Genomic DNA, 16,118 nt, shown 5'->3' on the forward strand with positions numbered 1-16,118 from the left:
TCACTTTATGCGCGAAATCATGAGTCTGAAACCCCTATAAATTCGTTTCCAGAATTTCGCTTTATCTGCGAACCCATAAAATTTTGTCTTAGATTAATCTTATTCCGGTTATCATATTAACCGGAATAGAAATTGTAAGCATAAGTAGAGTAGGCGCCTTGAAAAACATACCTGAAGTCGTAATAATCCCCTTATTTCAAGAATCTACACCTCAAATGGCTCCTACCGCTTGTACAGATTTACGAATAATCCGAATTAATGAATATTTAAACGCACATGACCTGGCGCCGCTTACTCAAAAAGCTTATCGTCACGACTTTAATTATTTTCTCAAATGGACTTCGACCGCATGGGGAGACGTAGACGCGGATAAAATAACAGAATTTCAAAAATACCTGATGCTACATAAGTTTGGAGCAAAGCAGAAAGTATTAAGTGACGCAAGCGTTAGAAGAGTATTGGGAACCATTAGTAACTTCTTCGGGTGGATGTACAAGAGTGGCTATATAGCTAAAAACCCAACTATGGAAGTAGAACTTCCCTTACTGCCAACCAGTGAAACCCAAAAACTAAGTGATGAAAGCTTCAAAGATATATTAAATGCGGTTGCCTCTTCAAATCATCCAAAACGGAATCTAGCATTAATAGCAGTGCTATGTCATCGATTACGTCCAGGCGAACCAATCAATTTAGATGTTAAAGACTACGATGGGCGCCGATTACATATTAGTTCCTGCAAGCACGTAAGCAAAGAGTATGTAAATTTAGACGATTGGGCAAAACAATTATTGGATGATTATTTAAACTGGCGCCAATCCAACGGTGAAGCGTTACAACCGAATAGTCCATTGTTTTTATCTCACTCCAATCGTAATGCTGGAGAACGCATAAGCTACGATACGGTGCGTAAATTAGTAGATAAGATTAGGAAGAAAACAGGGATTCACTTCCGCGCGCTTCAATTTGGCGCCAGTTAGTAGTAACTCTTTGTAACTACAGCGTGAACATGTAATATTTAAGTAATTAAATTATTGATAAAGCAATATGAGCGAGATTAATCAAATTAGTGTCGCCAAAGACTACAGTAAATTCGTTCCTTTTACGGCGCGGATGATGGCTGCGATGAGAGCGCGCGAGTCTATTCGAGAAGATAGATTGTTCGATGATCCCTTCGCTGCAACCTTAGCAGGTTCCGAGGCGTTTCAACAAGTTGATCAACAACTTAAGAAACAAGATCAAGCTTATGTTGCTGTTCGGACTCGTTTCTTTGATGACTTCCTTTCTCTAGCTACTGCACGCCAGGTTGTTATTTTGGCATCTGGATTAGATAGTCGTGCCTACCGCTTACCCTGGATGGGAGAAGTTGACGTATATGAACTCGACTATGTGGAGGTGCTAGCTTATAAAGACGCTCTCCTCAAAAATACAAACATGTATTGTAAACATCACCTAATTGCTTGCGACCTTACCCAGTCCTGGGAAGAAAAGTTGTTGGCAGCAGGGTTTTGTCCTCAATCTCCATCAGTTTGGTTGATCGAGGGTTTACTCATGTATTTATCAGAAGCACAAGTTCATGCTCTGCTCCAATCAGTTTCTAATTTATCAACTCATGGCAGTGAGCTTGGAGTTGATCTGATTAGCGTCAAAAGTTTGGAGTATGAACCTTACAAAGGTTATTTCCGCTTTGGGTGCGATACTCCAGAAGAGTTACTAGCCCATTATGGCTGGCAAGCTCTTGTTACCCAACCAGGTGATGAAGGCGCCAACTTCGGTCGCTACGTTGAGCAATCACCTCCCCGTGAAATTCCCAACGTAATGAGAGCTTTTTTGGTGAAGGCGAAGAAACAAGATGGACAATTACAATAATTTGTAAAACTTTCAAGCAAGTTCATTTTTGTACCTATGCAGACAAATCCTCAGTTGGCGCCGGGTATTTATTCACTAGTTTCGTACTGACACTAACTATATCAAGTTGGAGGCGCCTTCAAACCAAATCTTCCAACAGTGCTATAATCTTACCCTGTGCGTTAGCACGGTTATCATCGTAAATTATCAAAGTGTTTAATACTCGTGTGGCGACTTAACTTTTGCACGCTGCGTACATATCCTTCGGAAGCATTAGCGCAGCCGTCACCGATGAATAATGTAAATAAAACTACCAATGCGATTGGAAGTAGACTAAAATCTTTATGATTATTTAGTAATATAAGTTTTCATTAAATAATCAAAGTGCTTAATTTGTTTGGCTGTTTGTGGTGTAGGCTGAAAACTCTTGCCATTATATAAAAATACTAGCTGATACATTTTAGAATTTGGTAATTTGCCATTTACTTCATTACATTGAGATTCAGGTATTTTTTTAGCATTACTGATTCCGGCTCTAACATTGAGGATGATATCTGTCGTACCATCACTATTTATATCTCGTCCTGAAAACTTAGTTATTTTTATATCTCGGAATGGAGGTTTACAATTTCCAAGATTATTACTCACTGATAATAGTGTTGTATTTTTATGTGTTTTATTTTCAAAATCTATTAAAGTTAGCCATTCAGACTGTGAGTTAGCACTATAATATTCATATTTACAAATAACATTGCTTTGGTTATTTTTAAATGGTACTTTCAAACAATTATTTAGTCTTAATCCGGATTTATACCATACAAATGACCAACCTTGACCCGAACGACGCAGTAACATACTACCACCGTAAAAAAGGCTGCGTGGTTCGCTTGTAGCTTCTATATCAACTAAAGCTTCTTTAACACCTGGTTTACTAAAGCTACCGTAGATAAATCCTTCTACTCTAAATATATCTTCATTAGTAATCGATAAAGAAATACGTTTTTTAGCTTCGCGTGCGCTACATCCAAGTCTATCTTCTCCTGACATATTTTCTTGCACCAAGATATTATTTTGTCCACAAATATTTTTAAGCATTTCCCTGACTTCTGTTTGGGAAGGTGTAGCTGTATCCTTAGCAAATACAGGTAAACTAAAAATATTAACCCCAAAAGTTAAGCAAGCTGTCAGCCAGATAATTTTTATTCTAAAAAGCATATTATTACATGCATATATTCATCTTAGTAATTATTACTATATTTTCAGTAAAAACCAGGACAAATCAAAGCTAAACAGGAAACATGTAAGAAACCCGGTGTTAGGTGCTGAGGAGAAAATTAACGACGGGCGCCCATCTCAAATCAAATCCGCCAATATATCAGTCATTTCTTTCTGTAACTTCTGTCTATTATCGTCATATTTCATAACAGTATCAGGTTTTGCATGACGACTAAATCTTTGTGTCGCACGGTAATTACCGTTATTCTTATCAAGCACAGTAGTAATAGAACTATGTCTTACCCTATGAGGTGACATCTTTTTAGTAATACCTGCTTCCTTGGACAATTCATCAATCAGGCGCCTTATTGCTTCCCCACCCAACCGTGTACCGTTACCGTTATAAGCAAGCACAGTAAATAGAGGCGCCTTCAATTTAGTACTACTACCACAAGCAATCAACCAATCGGTAATTGCTTCAGTTGTTTTAAAACTAAGGTCAATAGTAGTTTTTTGAGTACCTTTGCCCTTACCTAATATCCTTAAAGTTTTAGCTTGAGCATCAAAATCACCAACATTTAAACTACAAACTTCTCCCCGTCGCAGCGCATTATCCCAAAGCAACCGCAAAATAGCATAGTCACGTTTACCTTTTAATGTTGCTCTATCTATTTGAGAAATAACGCGCGCGTATTCAGAGGATGGAATTCCAGTAGTATCTCTGTATGATTCAACCTTCTCACCTTTAATATCTTCCAAGGTGTAGAAACACACCCCCAACTTTCGCCCCATCGTTGTCAAAGATTTTATTGCACTCAGGCGCCGATTCACAGTTGCTTCTGAAAGTTTCTTTTTATTTATCAAGTGCGCTTTGTATTTAAGGACTACCCCGACAGCGTGAGATTGTTCCAACTGTAAAAACTCTAATACTAAATGCTGGTTCGGCAGGCGCCCAGTAGTGAATTGAAAAAAATCTTTCAGGTCTTTCTCATACGCGCGCTTCGTATTTGGCGAACGGGTATCTGCAAGCAACTGGTCAATAACATCCGTGTCTTGGTCAATAGGAAAATCAACAAGAGGCGCCAGTTGTGCAGTTTGTATAACTGTGATGCTTGAATCGGTCATAATTTCAAACGTATCTATCGAAATTATAAATCCCTTCAGTGGTTTTAAATCTAAGATTTTTGTAACTACACAAACAATTTCTGATTAGCGCAGGACGTGTTTATACTCTTTATTCATTGCCATTTTGTACTAATTTAAACTATATTTGTGAGGTTTTGGCGCCTGAAACTTTGCTATTCTAGTTAACAGGCGCCTTCATTTAGGACAACTGCGCTTTGAATTTTTAACTAGTAGATTTTGGACAAAACACTGGAAGCATTGATATGCGTAGGAAAAATGATAGTGCGGAAATATCCATTATCACACTAGGTCTAAAGTACTAAAAATTGCTAGAAACGAAGTTACATTATCTCGCTTTAAAACTTGTGGCGCTGCCAATAAAGCAGGGTACAAAAATTTAAGAACGCGCGTTGGTTTTACTCCAAAAGGCGCCTGACTCCAAGGATTCAGAAATTTGATTCTACTTTTTAGTATGATAGACAGCGATTCGCTCAGTTTGAGCAATAACGAATAGTCTCGTTTAAACACTATGTTGAAAAGCTCTTATGTCAATCGAAGATCAAAGATTATTTTGTTGTGATACTTGTGAAAATCATCAAACGGTTAGGTCTTTCGGAACCTGCCCAAAATGTAACAAAACATGGAATGGTGAATTTGGTAGTGAAAGGAGAAATTACCTAAATAATGCCTGGAACATATGCAACACCTGCTCACAAAATTATGGACTTTGTGTAGTATGTTGTTCAAGGATTCCACAGAATCGATTAAGTTAAAATGTAAAGGCGAAGAACCATTGGGAGACAGTACTTTTTGTTAAATTTATGAAGTGGCGCCTTCAACGAAGAACATAAAAACGAATTAATATACTTAGTAGTATATATTGCCTGGTACAAAAACTTAACACCAAGGGGAAAGGTTTCTTTGTGATAATCAAAAAAGTAAGCCTAAAACCTTTATATTGTCATGGCAAGTAAAAGCAAAGGATTTAAAGAACTAGTGCAAGAGAAAAAAGCTTTACAGACAAAGCGGCAATTAGCACAAAAATTTATGAGAAAGGTTGAAGAAGGAGAGTACGGAGATATAGACGCAGAAGTCATCGTTGAACCGGAAGGATATGAGAAAATGTCAGACGTACTGCTACAATTTCTCAAACCATATTTAAATGCAGGTAAAACTTTGAAGGAATATAAATCCTTAGTGATGTTAGGTATTATAGCTTGGAATGCATCAATAATGCCGCCAGAAAAACAGGAAGAAGCAGTATCAATACAACTACCAAAAATAGTTGCAAAAATGCCGAAGAATATTAGAAGCGATATGACGTCCGTCATCAACGAGTTAATGGAAAGGAAACAAAAACATTTTAATGAAATAAAAAGATTAATTTTAGAATATACTGTTGAGCAACAGGGAGAAGGTTTTAATTTATCTGTAGTATCGAGTTTAATTAAAAATAGTTAGGAATAATCGGTGCCACACTTGTTGCCCTTAGAGCGGATATTAATACTTTGTCTCAAATAAACAAAATTAACTATCGGCGCCGTAAATATATTCCAAAACATCCTTCAATCCTGTGTTTAAATCTTGCAATGCTTCATCAATACTTTCGTAACTGTCCTTTCCTTCCCACAACATTCCACCACAATCGAGCGCGCGGATGAAGGAAGTAAGAGGACTATCAACGTTATAGCCAATTTCAATCCAACCTGTGTGTTCGTCTACCCAACGAGTAATATTTGGATATTTGTTCTCAAATGAGACTTTCATATTTTCCCTCAAAAGAATCACCATTAGGCAACGACCGCATCAAAAATACAGACTGGTTGAATTTCCAGTTGGCTGCATAAGTTAATCTTGCTTGCACCTACTCAAAAGTATAGGGAAGGGAAAACTTGCGATTACCTTATATTAAACAAAAACTGAAGTACGAGAAATAAGGAGTGAATAAATATGATTAAAAGTTTTCGGAATTTAGCGCTTGCTATTGCTTTAATATTAGTTGGTACATTAATATTTCCTGACTTAGCACAAGCAGGTGAACTAGGTGGAGTAGATATGGGTGGATATTGCACGCCTATGTTTGGGGAGGCAGTATTAGTAGAGCATACAGCTTGGGGATGGGCTTGTCATACTAGGTCTGGTTATGAGGATATTGATGTAGGTGCTGCATGTCGCCAACAATATTCCAACCCGAATGCTTATGCACGAGCGAAAAATCCGAATGACCCTTACTCTTGGGTTTGTATTTCAGACTAAGTTTTCATTTAATGAAAGCTAATTGATTAATTATGGCGTACTGAAAAATTATTCAGGCGCCACAAATTCTGGAACTGGTTCGGTAGAAATAATTTCTTTGGCTTGCTCCTTGGCATGATGAGTTACCGCACGCAAAGTTTCAGACTCTCCAAAAATATCATGTAACCAAGCAACAGCTTGGCGGAAGTTACACTGTAGCAAATACATTGCCAGATTAATGGTGCCACCACTACCATATTGGGCGCCGCTGTAATCATAAAACTTGGCGCCGATTATTTTGATAGCATGACCATCACCTTCCCAGTTACCTTGACGGTTTTGATGCAACCCCAGATGATAAGCAACTTCTTCCAACGGTAAGTCTCGGAGCAAGTTGGCTTGTGCTTGCCATAAGTTTAGAGTCCAAGTCAGATTTTGTACGCGCGCTTCCAACTGGCGCCGTTCAATAGTTAAATTTCATAGCACTACTCCCATTTATTGCGGTACGACATGTAAACGGGCATATCGGCGCCCATAATAAATTGTCAAAAAGCCTGTAATATACATAAACAAACTATAAATTGCCGCAGGAACTGCCATATCTGGGTTGTTTAGTAATCCAGCTGTAATTGCGATTGCTAAAGTACCATTCTGAAAACCAACCTCGATGGCAATACAAATTCGTTGGGGAATACTTAAATTAAATAATTTACCAATATAAAAACCTGCTAGCATTGATAGAGTATTGAGAAGAACTACACCTACACCAGCTTGGAGAATAAACCCAGGTAAACGTGCCCATTCGCGAATAATTAGAGTCACAATAATCGCAGCTAAAAGTACAACCGAAATTTTATTAGTGATTTTTTCCAGTCGTTGAGCAAATTTGGGTAAGATTTGTTTAACTACCATTCCCAAGACAATTGGTAAGATGGTGATAATAAAAATTTGTAAGATTGTTGTCCCAATTGGTAACTGCAATGCTGTAGTTTTACCGATGAAATGCTGAAGTACAAAATTGGCGACAATCGGAATTGTAAGAACCGTAATTACACTGCTTAAAGCCGTCAAGGTGACAGAAAGGGCTACATCACCCTTAGCATAAAAGGTCATTAAATTAGATGTAACACCCCCTGGACACAGAGCTAAAATCACCAAACCCGCTGCAATAAAATTGGGCATTGGCACTATTTTAGCAATACCAAATGCAATTAGTGGTAACAGAATTAACTGACTCAACAAACCCACAACTACCGACTTGGGGTATTTAAAAACCCTGAAAAAGTCTTGTGGTACTAGGGATAAACCCATTCCCAACATAATAATTGCTAAACCAACAGGCAGAAGAACTGCTGTAAAAAATGATGCTTGCATATTTGAATATTTATAATATGTTTACTGTGTAATTGATTATTCATAAATAAAAATATTCTGTCAAGCAATATTCCTATAAATGTATAATAATCAACATTCGAGCGCTGTTAAAGATGCAACTTTTATAATATAGGAGTAGATAGTTAGATTTTATGCAGTATGGAACGACACTCGACGAGAAATAAAGCTTTGTTATGGGAAACAGAATTACGCATCCAAAATATAGAAATCTTGGTTCGCTCAAGATGAGTAATGGGCGCACTGATGTTGTTTTAGCCGTACTTGTCACGAGTGGCTCAAGATTAGCACTTTCGCCACGCGAGGCAGAACTTGTACTGTGGTTAGCGCAACGCGACCAAAGTAAAGTTGGATTTGGGATGGTTGGGTTTGACCTAAGTGAAATACCTTGGACGCTCGAAAATTTTGATGAAGAAAAAGCGTTCATGTTAAAAATTATTGAGGGGGCACAAGCAAAACTTGGTTGGAATGTATTAGATTTTGGTACACCTCCAGATGTTTTATGTGGCGACCTGGAGCAAATTCATATGCTTGTATTAAACTTAACAGCTGAAGATTTAATAAAGGCTCCGCAGATGAAGATAAAGCATCATCTAAACACAAGCTTTGATGAGCAGATGGCGATAGAGTTGAACAAATGTGAAAAGCATGGAGTGCTTTTGACTGAGTACGGTTGTTTTGTTTGTAATAATTTACCATAAACGTTCAGAAGGCAAACGGCGCCATCTTCAACAAAAGACCTTGTATCTTTTTATTCTTGCAAAGTAAAACGTAAGTGGTAATAATCATTCTATAGATAATGTAGCAGGCGCCTTCAAATACCTGAAAAGCCTATCAAATAGGATTTTAGCGTTACATTTCAGATGAAGCAAAAAAGTTTTGCCTTTTTCCGTAATCATTCTTACTGAGTATGAATATTATATAGAAGTTGTTATTTAAGTAAAAACCGAAGTATTATAAATTTAGTCTTGACAACTGCCTCAAGAATACGTAGATACAACAGTACATAAGTATGCTTAAGTCGGTCATCATCAAAATACAGGCTTTATTGTTTCGGTTGATAAAACAGAGAAAGGCTTTGGCTTCAAGCGTGTTGATTAAAATTTATATTTTTCAACAAGTGTATATTTACTATTAATGTTACTGAATAAATGCTCGTTAAACATTGGTGCCTGTTCACAGTATTTTAAATATTTTGATTTTAGTTTAACCAGGAGTAAATAATGAACAATGCTACAACTTATTTTACTGGACGTATATTAAATAGCGAAACAAAAACTCGTATTGGTGGAGTCAAAGTCACTCTTGATTTAGATGGTAAATCAGAGACAGCCCACACAGACAGCGAAGGTTTTTATCAATTCAATATTTTATTAAATGCAGCACAAGTTTCCGCGCGCGTTCATGTAGAGGTAGAAGGATATGAAAAATATAACCGAATTATTACTTTATCTTCCAGCGATAATAAAATAGAAGAAATTCACTTAACTCCGATTAAGAAAGAATCGAAAGTAAGCTTAAATAGAATAGGAATAATTGCATCTATAGTTGGTACAGTTATTGCAGTTGCAACTTATATAAACTTCAACCCTTTTACTTCTCAACAGCAAGCACAGGCGCCGTCAGGGCAAAACTGCGACCCAGCATATCCAGATTTATGCATAGCTCCAAACTCTAAAAATTTAAAATGTTCTGATGTTGACAAGAAAAACTTTAAAGTGCTACCACCAGACCCACATGGATTTGACCGGGATAAAAATGGTATTGGTTGCGAAAAATAAACATAGTTCACGGCGCCAGTTTTATCCGGATTAATTTTTCCCAACTTTGTACACAATATACGATAATCATTATTATACTCATTCATATGTCAAAACTTACTTCAGTTGCACGCGCGTTACAATTTGGAACAGTAATTGCAATACTAGTCTTTTCTCAAACTTCTGTTCTAGCATCAAAATCTCAAATAGCTAGAAACGAAGCTGCATTATCTCGTTTCAAAACTTGTGGTGCTGCGAACAAAGCAGGGCACAAAAATTTAAGAACGCGCGTTAATTTTACTCCAAAAGGCGCCAAACGTTCATTCGACGCAGACAAAGATGGAATATCCTGTGAAACTCGTAGATTGGTTTAGTTAAAAGAGACACCATTTTTACAATTCTATTACAGGCGCCTTTTATTTTTTGACAACCAATATAATTTAGCTACAATAACAGGCGCCACAAATTGTTTAGGTTTTTCACTGGCAATAATTACAGCGGTGATACGTACAGATAAGAGTATAAAATTATTTATTCAATTTTCACGCTTGAGGAATATGAATGCATTTTGAACTATAATTGTACGAAAAATTACGAGTACAAACCTTCATAGGTGATTATTATGGTATCTAAATTTAACGATAGTTTTCCGGATTTATCTCGCCCCCTTAGCAGCGCTCTAAATTACCAATTTACCCCGGACTTGCTAAATCCACTCGGTACAAATGCATACTCTCAAAGTTCGAGTAATGATTTTGCGAATAATCTCTATACAAATAGTATTTATTTAGGCGAATTTGCAGACGGTAAACAAGAAAAACGCAGCGATACTGTTGGAGATTTTAATAATACGAGTGATTTGTTTAAATTTAATATTACTTCCTCCCGTATAAATATCGATATTAGTTCAATCGACAGCAACAACGCAATCGACTTACAACTAATTCAAGATAAAAATAATAACGGCGCCGTAGACAGTCCAGAAGAAATTATTTCCCAATCCCTCCATGAAGGAACCAGAGGAAATTTTATTGCTAAAATTTTAAATCCAGGTGAATACTCAATCCGAGTAATTCCCAAAAATACAGAGACCGTCACAGCATACAATATAGAACTTCGCAGCACCAAAATTTCCACAGACTTTTCCCAATTTGCCAGTTTTAAAAAACCGACAAATATATGGCGATACGACGAAGGTGGCAGAACCGAAAGAGAAACTAGTCAAGGTGGTACATCCAACGGCATAAAATCCGGAAAGGAAACTATCCTCGTTATTCATGGTTGGAATAACAACGATCAAGTCGATACAGTCCGAGAGTTGGCAAAAGAGGCTAGCGAATACCAAGATTATCAAGTTTTGTCTTTAGATTGGAGTAGTATTGCAGAAGCTGGCTTGGATGATGGCATCATTCCGTACAAAACTGCCGGATGGATTTCTACGATTGGCAAATGGACTCATGATCGTCTGGTGCAATTGGGCATTGATTCCCAGCAATTAAGTATTGTCGGGCATAGTTTGGGTACATATATCGGTACCGAAATTGGAAGACTTTTCGGTAAAGTCAAAAATTTTGTTGCTCTTGATCCGGCTTTCCCAGCAGATGGGTTAACTGGATACGATATCGACAACCAAAGGGATGGCAAACAAGGTCCTTCAAATTTTAGAGACATAGCTAATAATTCCCTAGCATTTGTAGTTGCGGATAATTGGTTGGGCATACCCGGTATCAGCTTAGGAACTGCGGGAGATAATGACAAAGCTGGTACGGCAAACATTTCTTTGATAATCAAATTTGAGGGCAAAGACGGATTGAATGCCTACGACGCTCATGGTGCGGTTGTTGACGTGTTTACAAATGCTCTAGATCGCAGATTGATTAATTTTAGTTCTGTTAATTTTAATTTGCCTGATTTTCGCAGCAATTGGTATGACAATAATGGCGATAAAGATAATTTTTGGGATCGGATAGTCAACCCCGGCAAGCATGAAGGCACGATTAAGGCAAAATGGACCGGAAAAAACTTATCTTGGGACGATGCTCCCAATAAAGTATGGAACAAAGATAGCGACATTTACAATCCTTGGGGTATCAAAGAATTGCGGCGAGTCACGAACTCTGGTGGTTCGGAAAAATCAACTTGGAAACAGTAACTACGCCCACCAAGCGAAACATGAAACCAACATGTAACATGCAGGCAATTCCTTAAAATCGTAAGTACCACGTATCGGGCGCCACCAAAAACTATCTCATTAAAACTAACTGCTGGTTCCAATCACCATATGAAGGTTTCAGTCTTGTAGTTTGAGGTAGTATTTTCTTAACGGCGCCAGCTATCTCCTCCCCATCAGCATCATAAGCAGCAACAACTTCCTTGAAGTAGCTTAAAAATTCTATTGGTACACACTGCACGCTATCAACAGCAATATAAATAGTCTTCTCCGTAAGCGAGTGGTTCAACACTGCAACAGATAACGCTTCTATGGGAGATTTTACTAAAACCGCGCGTGCGATTTTTCCTTCACCTTGACCACCAGTAGTAAAATGAAACGAACCTTTGCTGCGTTTACTACCCTTGGCTAAACCATAAAAAGTGTTGTGATGCCCATAAGTTCCCCTTAAAAAGGCGCCTGTTACTTCCCCATCAGGTAACGACCGCATCAAAAATATCGCGTTTTGTTTTTCATCAGAGTAAATTAATCCAGCAGTATGTAAGTTATCAATAAGAGCAGGGGGTAGTTTACGGGTGCCAATTAAGTAATCTCTAACACCACCCCATTTACTTTCATCAAGTACAGGCGCCACAAATTGCTTAGGTTTTTCAGTGGCGATAATTACAGTAGCTTGCTCCCTAGCATGGTGAGTAACCGCGCGCAAAGTTTCCGACTCTCCAAAAATCTCGTGTAGCCAAGCAACCGCTTCCCTAAAATTACAGTTGAGTAGATGCATGGTTAAATCTATGGCGCCACCTCCACCATGTTCGGCGCCGATAAAATCATAAAACCTGGAACCAGTAATACTTATAGTGCGATTTGCATTTATCCAACGACCTTGATATTTTGGGTGTGGGTGAAGTCCTAACTGGTAGGCGATTGATTCTAAGGGAATGTCTCGAAGTAAGTTCGCTTGTGACTCCCAAAGTTCGAGAGTCCAACTTAAATTTTGCACGCGCGCTTCTAACTGGCGCCGTTCTCTCTCACTATTTTGTGCAGCAATTTCAATATTCCGTTTCTCTCGAAGTTTCAACTCCTGGTGTACAAGTTGGTTGTTTAGAACATTTAGTTTAGGTTGAAGAATTTCTTTGACGAGCGCACGGTACTCGGATATTGATACAGCTTCCTCTTCGGACGGTAAAACATCCTCAAGGTTTATATGGTGCGATTGACTATTTACCGCAGCGTAATATTTTTTGATGTCAGTATGTTTAGCTTTGCTTCCCTTAATTCCGCGCTCGATTCCTAAATGTTCGACTGCGCGCGCAAAACTATCTTGCAGTTCCGACATCTTGTACCTGCCGTTGAATAATTCGCGTGCGTTCAATTTACCTCGATTATCCAGTGGAACAATATAAGCATGAATGTGTGGTGTGGACTCGTCGAGATGTAATATTGCCCGTACCACTCTATCGAAGTAACGAGTAGTTAACCAATCAGTACAAGCGCTAGCAAAATCTTCAACTCTTTGAGGGATATACACTCCAGCCAATGTTGGGTCATGAGGACGGAAGTAATCAGGACTAGCAGTTAATAACATTTCTATTGCCAGCACTGCATTTGAGCGGATTGATTGGGCGCCAATCTTCTCAAGAATTAGCTTATTTATATCCGAATCAAGGGCGCCTATTAACCAAGTGTTGCCAACAGATAAATCAGCATTCAAGGTTTCGCGCGCTCGGATTGTATGTTGCGCGCTGGTTGCTAAATTCGCCCAGGTCTTTATCTTCTCGATTCTACAAACTGAGTAAGCCATAAGAAAATCTTCCCATGACTCGGAGACACAGAATTTTCATATTATTGTTTCGTCAATAAATATTCTTACTTCTTTACCTAATTCATGTACTTTCAGTAAATCCCAAAGTTTTTCTGAACGCTGTGGATACCCGTATACAAATGTAACTAAAAGCACCTAGTACATAATTAAAGCTTATAAAAATAGGTTGTGTATTTTAGTTTTAGGCGCCTGAAGAGTATCCTAGAAACTTGATAATTATTACTATAATTATTGTTCAAACAAGTATTTATTTTCATGAAGATTTATATTTTTTAGTTAATTCTCAACCTCTAGAAGTATTTTCATAATAATCTAATTATATTCGCGCATGAAGTTCGCGAATAAAGTAGTTTGGTTTTTATGAAATGTCAAAAAAATTATCTTCCCAAGAAGACATTATTATGCGTGCTGACATTCTTGCAGCATTAATGTCAAATCTTGAACGTGAGATTAAGCAGATAGCTGAGTCTGGTCCGCTGGCGCCAGCGGATTCCTGGATTCTGCGTTACCAAGTAAAAGGTAAGAGCGATATTTACTGGTACTATAAATTACAATGTAAAGAAGCTGTTTTTCCAGAACAAGGCGACCCAAAAAAGTTTTCTAAATACAAACACTTAGGAAAGCCTGGTAGCGCTGCATACAACGAAGCTGTTATATGTTTAGCTCGGCGTGCGAAAATTGATGCTCTTGAACGCATGATTAATACGATTAAGCAAGGTTGGCTTGACTTATACGAAGAGAAAGAAAAAAATGAAAACCGAAAGTATTCGCGTAATAAAACCGCGAATTAAGTTGTAAGTTTGTATTTAGGTTAAATTGTAATAAAAAACTTAACTCGCTCTTGAACAAAATATTTTTGTTTTAAATAAAATTACGGGTGCCATCTATCATTTTAAGCCGATGACAACAAAACAACTAGCTCTTACAGATTTAGAGACACTTGATGAAGTTATAAACTGTTTAACAGAAAATTTTAATATTGAGACTCAAGGAGCAACTAATCAACAGAATATTTTTGAAATTTTAGTGAGAGCGGCAAGTATTGGAGATAGTATTGAAAATACAAGTAAAGTTTTAAATGAAAGTCCTTGTGGCAACGATATTAGGTATCATTTGGATAAAATTGATGACTTTGAGCAGGTAGAACAACAGACTAACTCAGCTTTAAAAAGCCGAATTCCTCAAAGAATAAAAAAAGGTCGTCATAAAATTGCAATTGATTTAAATTTAATTCCATATTATGGGAAACCAAATAGTGATGAAGAAGATTATATTTACAGAAGTGAGGCAAAATCCGGTACTAATTCTTTTTACGCTTACGCAACTGTATATGTATTGACAAGAAATAAAAGAGTGACATTGGCTATTCGGGGAGTTCGTTGGTATGATACCAGTGTGGCTATTATAACCCATTTACTCGGTTCCCTTAGCAATTTAAATATAGATATAAAAACTCTTTACCTAGACAGAGGTTTTTTTAATGTTCCTGTGATTAGATGGTTAAAAGCTTTAAAAATACCTTTTATAATGCCAGCAATAAGAAGGGGCAATAAAAAAGGAATTAAACAATTTTTGAATGGTAGAAGTAGTTATAAAACAACTTATACAATGAGTCGAGGTAAAGATGATGATGTAACTTTTGACTTATGGATTGTTTGTAAATATAGGAAAGGGAAAGGCAAAAGAAAAAAACGTGGAGTAGAGTACTTCGCTTATGTTGTTTTTGATGTAAAAATTAATTTAACTTACGTACATGAAGATTACCGAAAAAGATTTGGTATTGAAAGCAGTTATAGACTAAAAAATTTATGCCGTATTAGAACAAATAATAAAAAACCCGCTTTAAGATTACTATTCGTTGGAATATCTTTTATTTTAGTTAATATTTGGGTTTATTTGCTCTGGTTTAAAATTAGTCGCGCTCGCAAAGGTAGACGTTTAGTTTATAGTAAGCTCTTTGGACTTAAGCAAATGCTATCCTTTTTAAGGCAAACAGTTGAAGAAAAATATAAAACTGCAAGAAATGTTTATATTCCTATTCCGTCTGATTAATATTAATTACATACCATTCCCAAATTATTTGTGTTATTTGTTATTTTTCACATCAGCATCATTTTCCAGAAATTAATTAGAAACGCTATATATTACTAACATTAATAATTAACAATTACTATAAAAATATTTTTTATCACTAAGAATAAAGCAAATAATCAAGTTTTTTTAACATAGATATTCTCATAATTTAGAACTAAAATTCACATATTAAGCCGCTCAATATTGGTTTTTACCTAAACCATTTAAATTCAAATATTCAAGAATATTCCCAACATAAAAGTGATTTTGTCGGGTCATTAATTACGCACGTATGAGTTATTAAAAACGACTACTTCTATGTACAGGAGCGAGTAGCGGACGTGAATTGCTTATTTTTTCGGCGCCTGTCATGAATGTCTTGGATTTTGCCAAGACCTTTCACCATAATTGAATATGGTTTCTTAGTTTTTATGTACTGAAATTTGAGTTAATGTTTATTTATAGAAGAAATTAGTTATAAGTA

General features: G+C 37.0%; 17 protein-coding genes. 10 read left to right on the plus strand and 7 right to left on the minus strand.

Going from position 1 to position 16,118, the window contains the following annotated elements; translation table 11 throughout:
* Positions 1 to 158: 158 nt before the first annotated feature.
* Entirely contained in the window at positions 159 to 977 is an 819-nt protein-coding gene (locus tag DSM106972_RS48330) for a tyrosine-type recombinase/integrase (protein WP_127087395.1), read from the plus strand.
* Between the two features lie 67 nt (positions 978 to 1,044).
* Positions 1,045 to 1,866: a class I SAM-dependent methyltransferase gene (locus tag DSM106972_RS48335; RefSeq protein WP_127087396.1), complete on the plus strand. Its 822-nt coding sequence runs from the start codon at positions 1,045 to 1,047 to the stop codon at positions 1,864 to 1,866.
* 327 nt (positions 1,867 to 2,193) lie between these two features.
* On the opposite strand, the gene DSM106972_RS48345 is transcribed toward DSM106972_RS48335, so the two are convergent.
* The 3 genes from DSM106972_RS48345 to DSM106972_RS54565 all read right to left on the minus strand — a co-directional run bounded on the left by DSM106972_RS48345 (position 2,194) and on the right by DSM106972_RS54565 (position 4,713).
* Positions 2,194 to 3,060, minus strand: coding sequence for a hypothetical protein (locus tag DSM106972_RS48345; protein WP_127087397.1), 867 nt, complete (start codon positions 3,058 to 3,060; stop codon positions 2,194 to 2,196).
* A 138-nt stretch (positions 3,061 to 3,198) separates the two neighbouring features.
* Positions 3,199 to 4,185 (minus strand): tyrosine-type recombinase/integrase, encoded by a 987-nt coding sequence (locus DSM106972_RS48350; protein ID WP_127087398.1) that lies wholly within the window; start codon positions 4,183 to 4,185, stop codon positions 3,199 to 3,201.
* 300 nt (positions 4,186 to 4,485) lie between these two features.
* Positions 4,486 to 4,713: a hypothetical protein gene (locus tag DSM106972_RS54565; RefSeq protein WP_127087399.1), complete on the minus strand. Its 228-nt coding sequence runs from the start codon at positions 4,711 to 4,713 to the stop codon at positions 4,486 to 4,488.
* A gap of 435 nt (positions 4,714 to 5,148) precedes the next feature.
* Here DSM106972_RS54565 and DSM106972_RS48360 point away from each other — a divergent pair, with 435 nt between their 5' ends.
* Positions 5,149 to 5,646, plus strand: a complete 498-nt coding sequence (locus DSM106972_RS48360; protein ID WP_127087400.1) for a hypothetical protein — start codon at positions 5,149 to 5,151, stop codon at positions 5,644 to 5,646.
* A 66-nt stretch (positions 5,647 to 5,712) separates the two neighbouring features.
* Here the strand turns inward: DSM106972_RS48360 and DSM106972_RS48365 are convergent, their stop codons facing one another.
* Positions 5,713 to 5,952 (minus strand): hypothetical protein, encoded by a 240-nt coding sequence (locus DSM106972_RS48365; RefSeq protein WP_127087401.1) that lies wholly within the window; start codon positions 5,950 to 5,952, stop codon positions 5,713 to 5,715.
* 183 nt (positions 5,953 to 6,135) lie between these two features.
* Between DSM106972_RS48365 and DSM106972_RS48370 the strand changes: the two genes are divergently transcribed.
* Positions 6,136 to 6,441 carry a hypothetical protein gene (locus DSM106972_RS48370; protein WP_127087402.1) on the plus strand — a complete coding sequence of 102 codons (306 nt, stop codon included), beginning with the start codon at positions 6,136 to 6,138 and terminating at the stop codon, positions 6,439 to 6,441.
* Between the two features lie 48 nt (positions 6,442 to 6,489).
* On the opposite strand, the gene DSM106972_RS48375 is transcribed toward DSM106972_RS48370, so the two are convergent.
* Positions 6,490 to 6,873: a hypothetical protein gene (locus DSM106972_RS48375; protein WP_186538311.1), complete on the minus strand. Its 384-nt coding sequence runs from the start codon at positions 6,871 to 6,873 to the stop codon at positions 6,490 to 6,492.
* A gap of 42 nt (positions 6,874 to 6,915) precedes the next feature.
* Positions 6,916 to 7,794, minus strand: coding sequence for a bile acid:sodium symporter family protein (locus tag DSM106972_RS48380; protein WP_127087403.1), 879 nt, complete (start codon positions 7,792 to 7,794; stop codon positions 6,916 to 6,918).
* Between the two features lie 194 nt (positions 7,795 to 7,988).
* Here DSM106972_RS48380 and DSM106972_RS48385 point away from each other — a divergent pair, with 194 nt between their 5' ends.
* The 4 genes from DSM106972_RS48385 (at position 7,989) to DSM106972_RS48400 (ending at position 11,724) form a co-directional block, all read left to right on the plus strand.
* On the plus strand, positions 7,989 to 8,513 hold the full coding sequence (locus DSM106972_RS48385) for a hypothetical protein (RefSeq protein WP_127087404.1): 525 nt from the start codon (positions 7,989 to 7,991) through the stop codon (positions 8,511 to 8,513).
* A 522-nt stretch (positions 8,514 to 9,035) separates the two neighbouring features.
* Positions 9,036 to 9,593 (plus strand): carboxypeptidase-like regulatory domain-containing protein, encoded by a 558-nt coding sequence (locus DSM106972_RS54570; protein ID WP_233786946.1) that lies wholly within the window; start codon positions 9,036 to 9,038, stop codon positions 9,591 to 9,593.
* Positions 9,594 to 9,679: 86 nt separating this feature from the next.
* Positions 9,680 to 9,946, plus strand: coding sequence for an excalibur calcium-binding domain-containing protein (locus DSM106972_RS48395; RefSeq protein WP_127087405.1), 267 nt, complete (start codon positions 9,680 to 9,682; stop codon positions 9,944 to 9,946).
* Between the two features lie 248 nt (positions 9,947 to 10,194).
* Positions 10,195 to 11,724: an alpha/beta hydrolase family protein gene (locus tag DSM106972_RS48400; protein WP_127087406.1), complete on the plus strand. Its 1,530-nt coding sequence runs from the start codon at positions 10,195 to 10,197 to the stop codon at positions 11,722 to 11,724.
* A gap of 91 nt (positions 11,725 to 11,815) precedes the next feature.
* Here DSM106972_RS48400 and mobV read toward each other — a convergent pair whose 3' ends face one another.
* Positions 11,816 to 13,540, minus strand: a complete 1,725-nt coding sequence (gene mobV, locus DSM106972_RS48405; protein ID WP_127087407.1) for a MobV family relaxase — start codon at positions 13,538 to 13,540, stop codon at positions 11,816 to 11,818.
* A gap of 386 nt (positions 13,541 to 13,926) precedes the next feature.
* Here mobV and DSM106972_RS48410 point away from each other — a divergent pair, with 386 nt between their 5' ends.
* Both DSM106972_RS48410 and DSM106972_RS48415 read left to right on the plus strand, forming a co-directional pair.
* Positions 13,927 to 14,352, plus strand: a complete 426-nt coding sequence (locus DSM106972_RS48410; protein ID WP_127087408.1) for a hypothetical protein — start codon at positions 13,927 to 13,929, stop codon at positions 14,350 to 14,352.
* Positions 14,353 to 14,461: 109 nt separating this feature from the next.
* Positions 14,462 to 15,613: an ISH3 family transposase gene (locus DSM106972_RS48415; protein WP_127087409.1), complete on the plus strand. Its 1,152-nt coding sequence runs from the start codon at positions 14,462 to 14,464 to the stop codon at positions 15,611 to 15,613.
* The last annotated feature ends 505 nt before the right edge of the window (positions 15,614 to 16,118 follow it).

The sequence above is a fragment of the Dulcicalothrix desertica PCC 7102 genome (assembly GCF_003991905.1).
Lineage (GTDB): Bacteria > Cyanobacteriota > Cyanobacteriia > Cyanobacteriales > Nostocaceae > Dulcicalothrix > Dulcicalothrix desertica.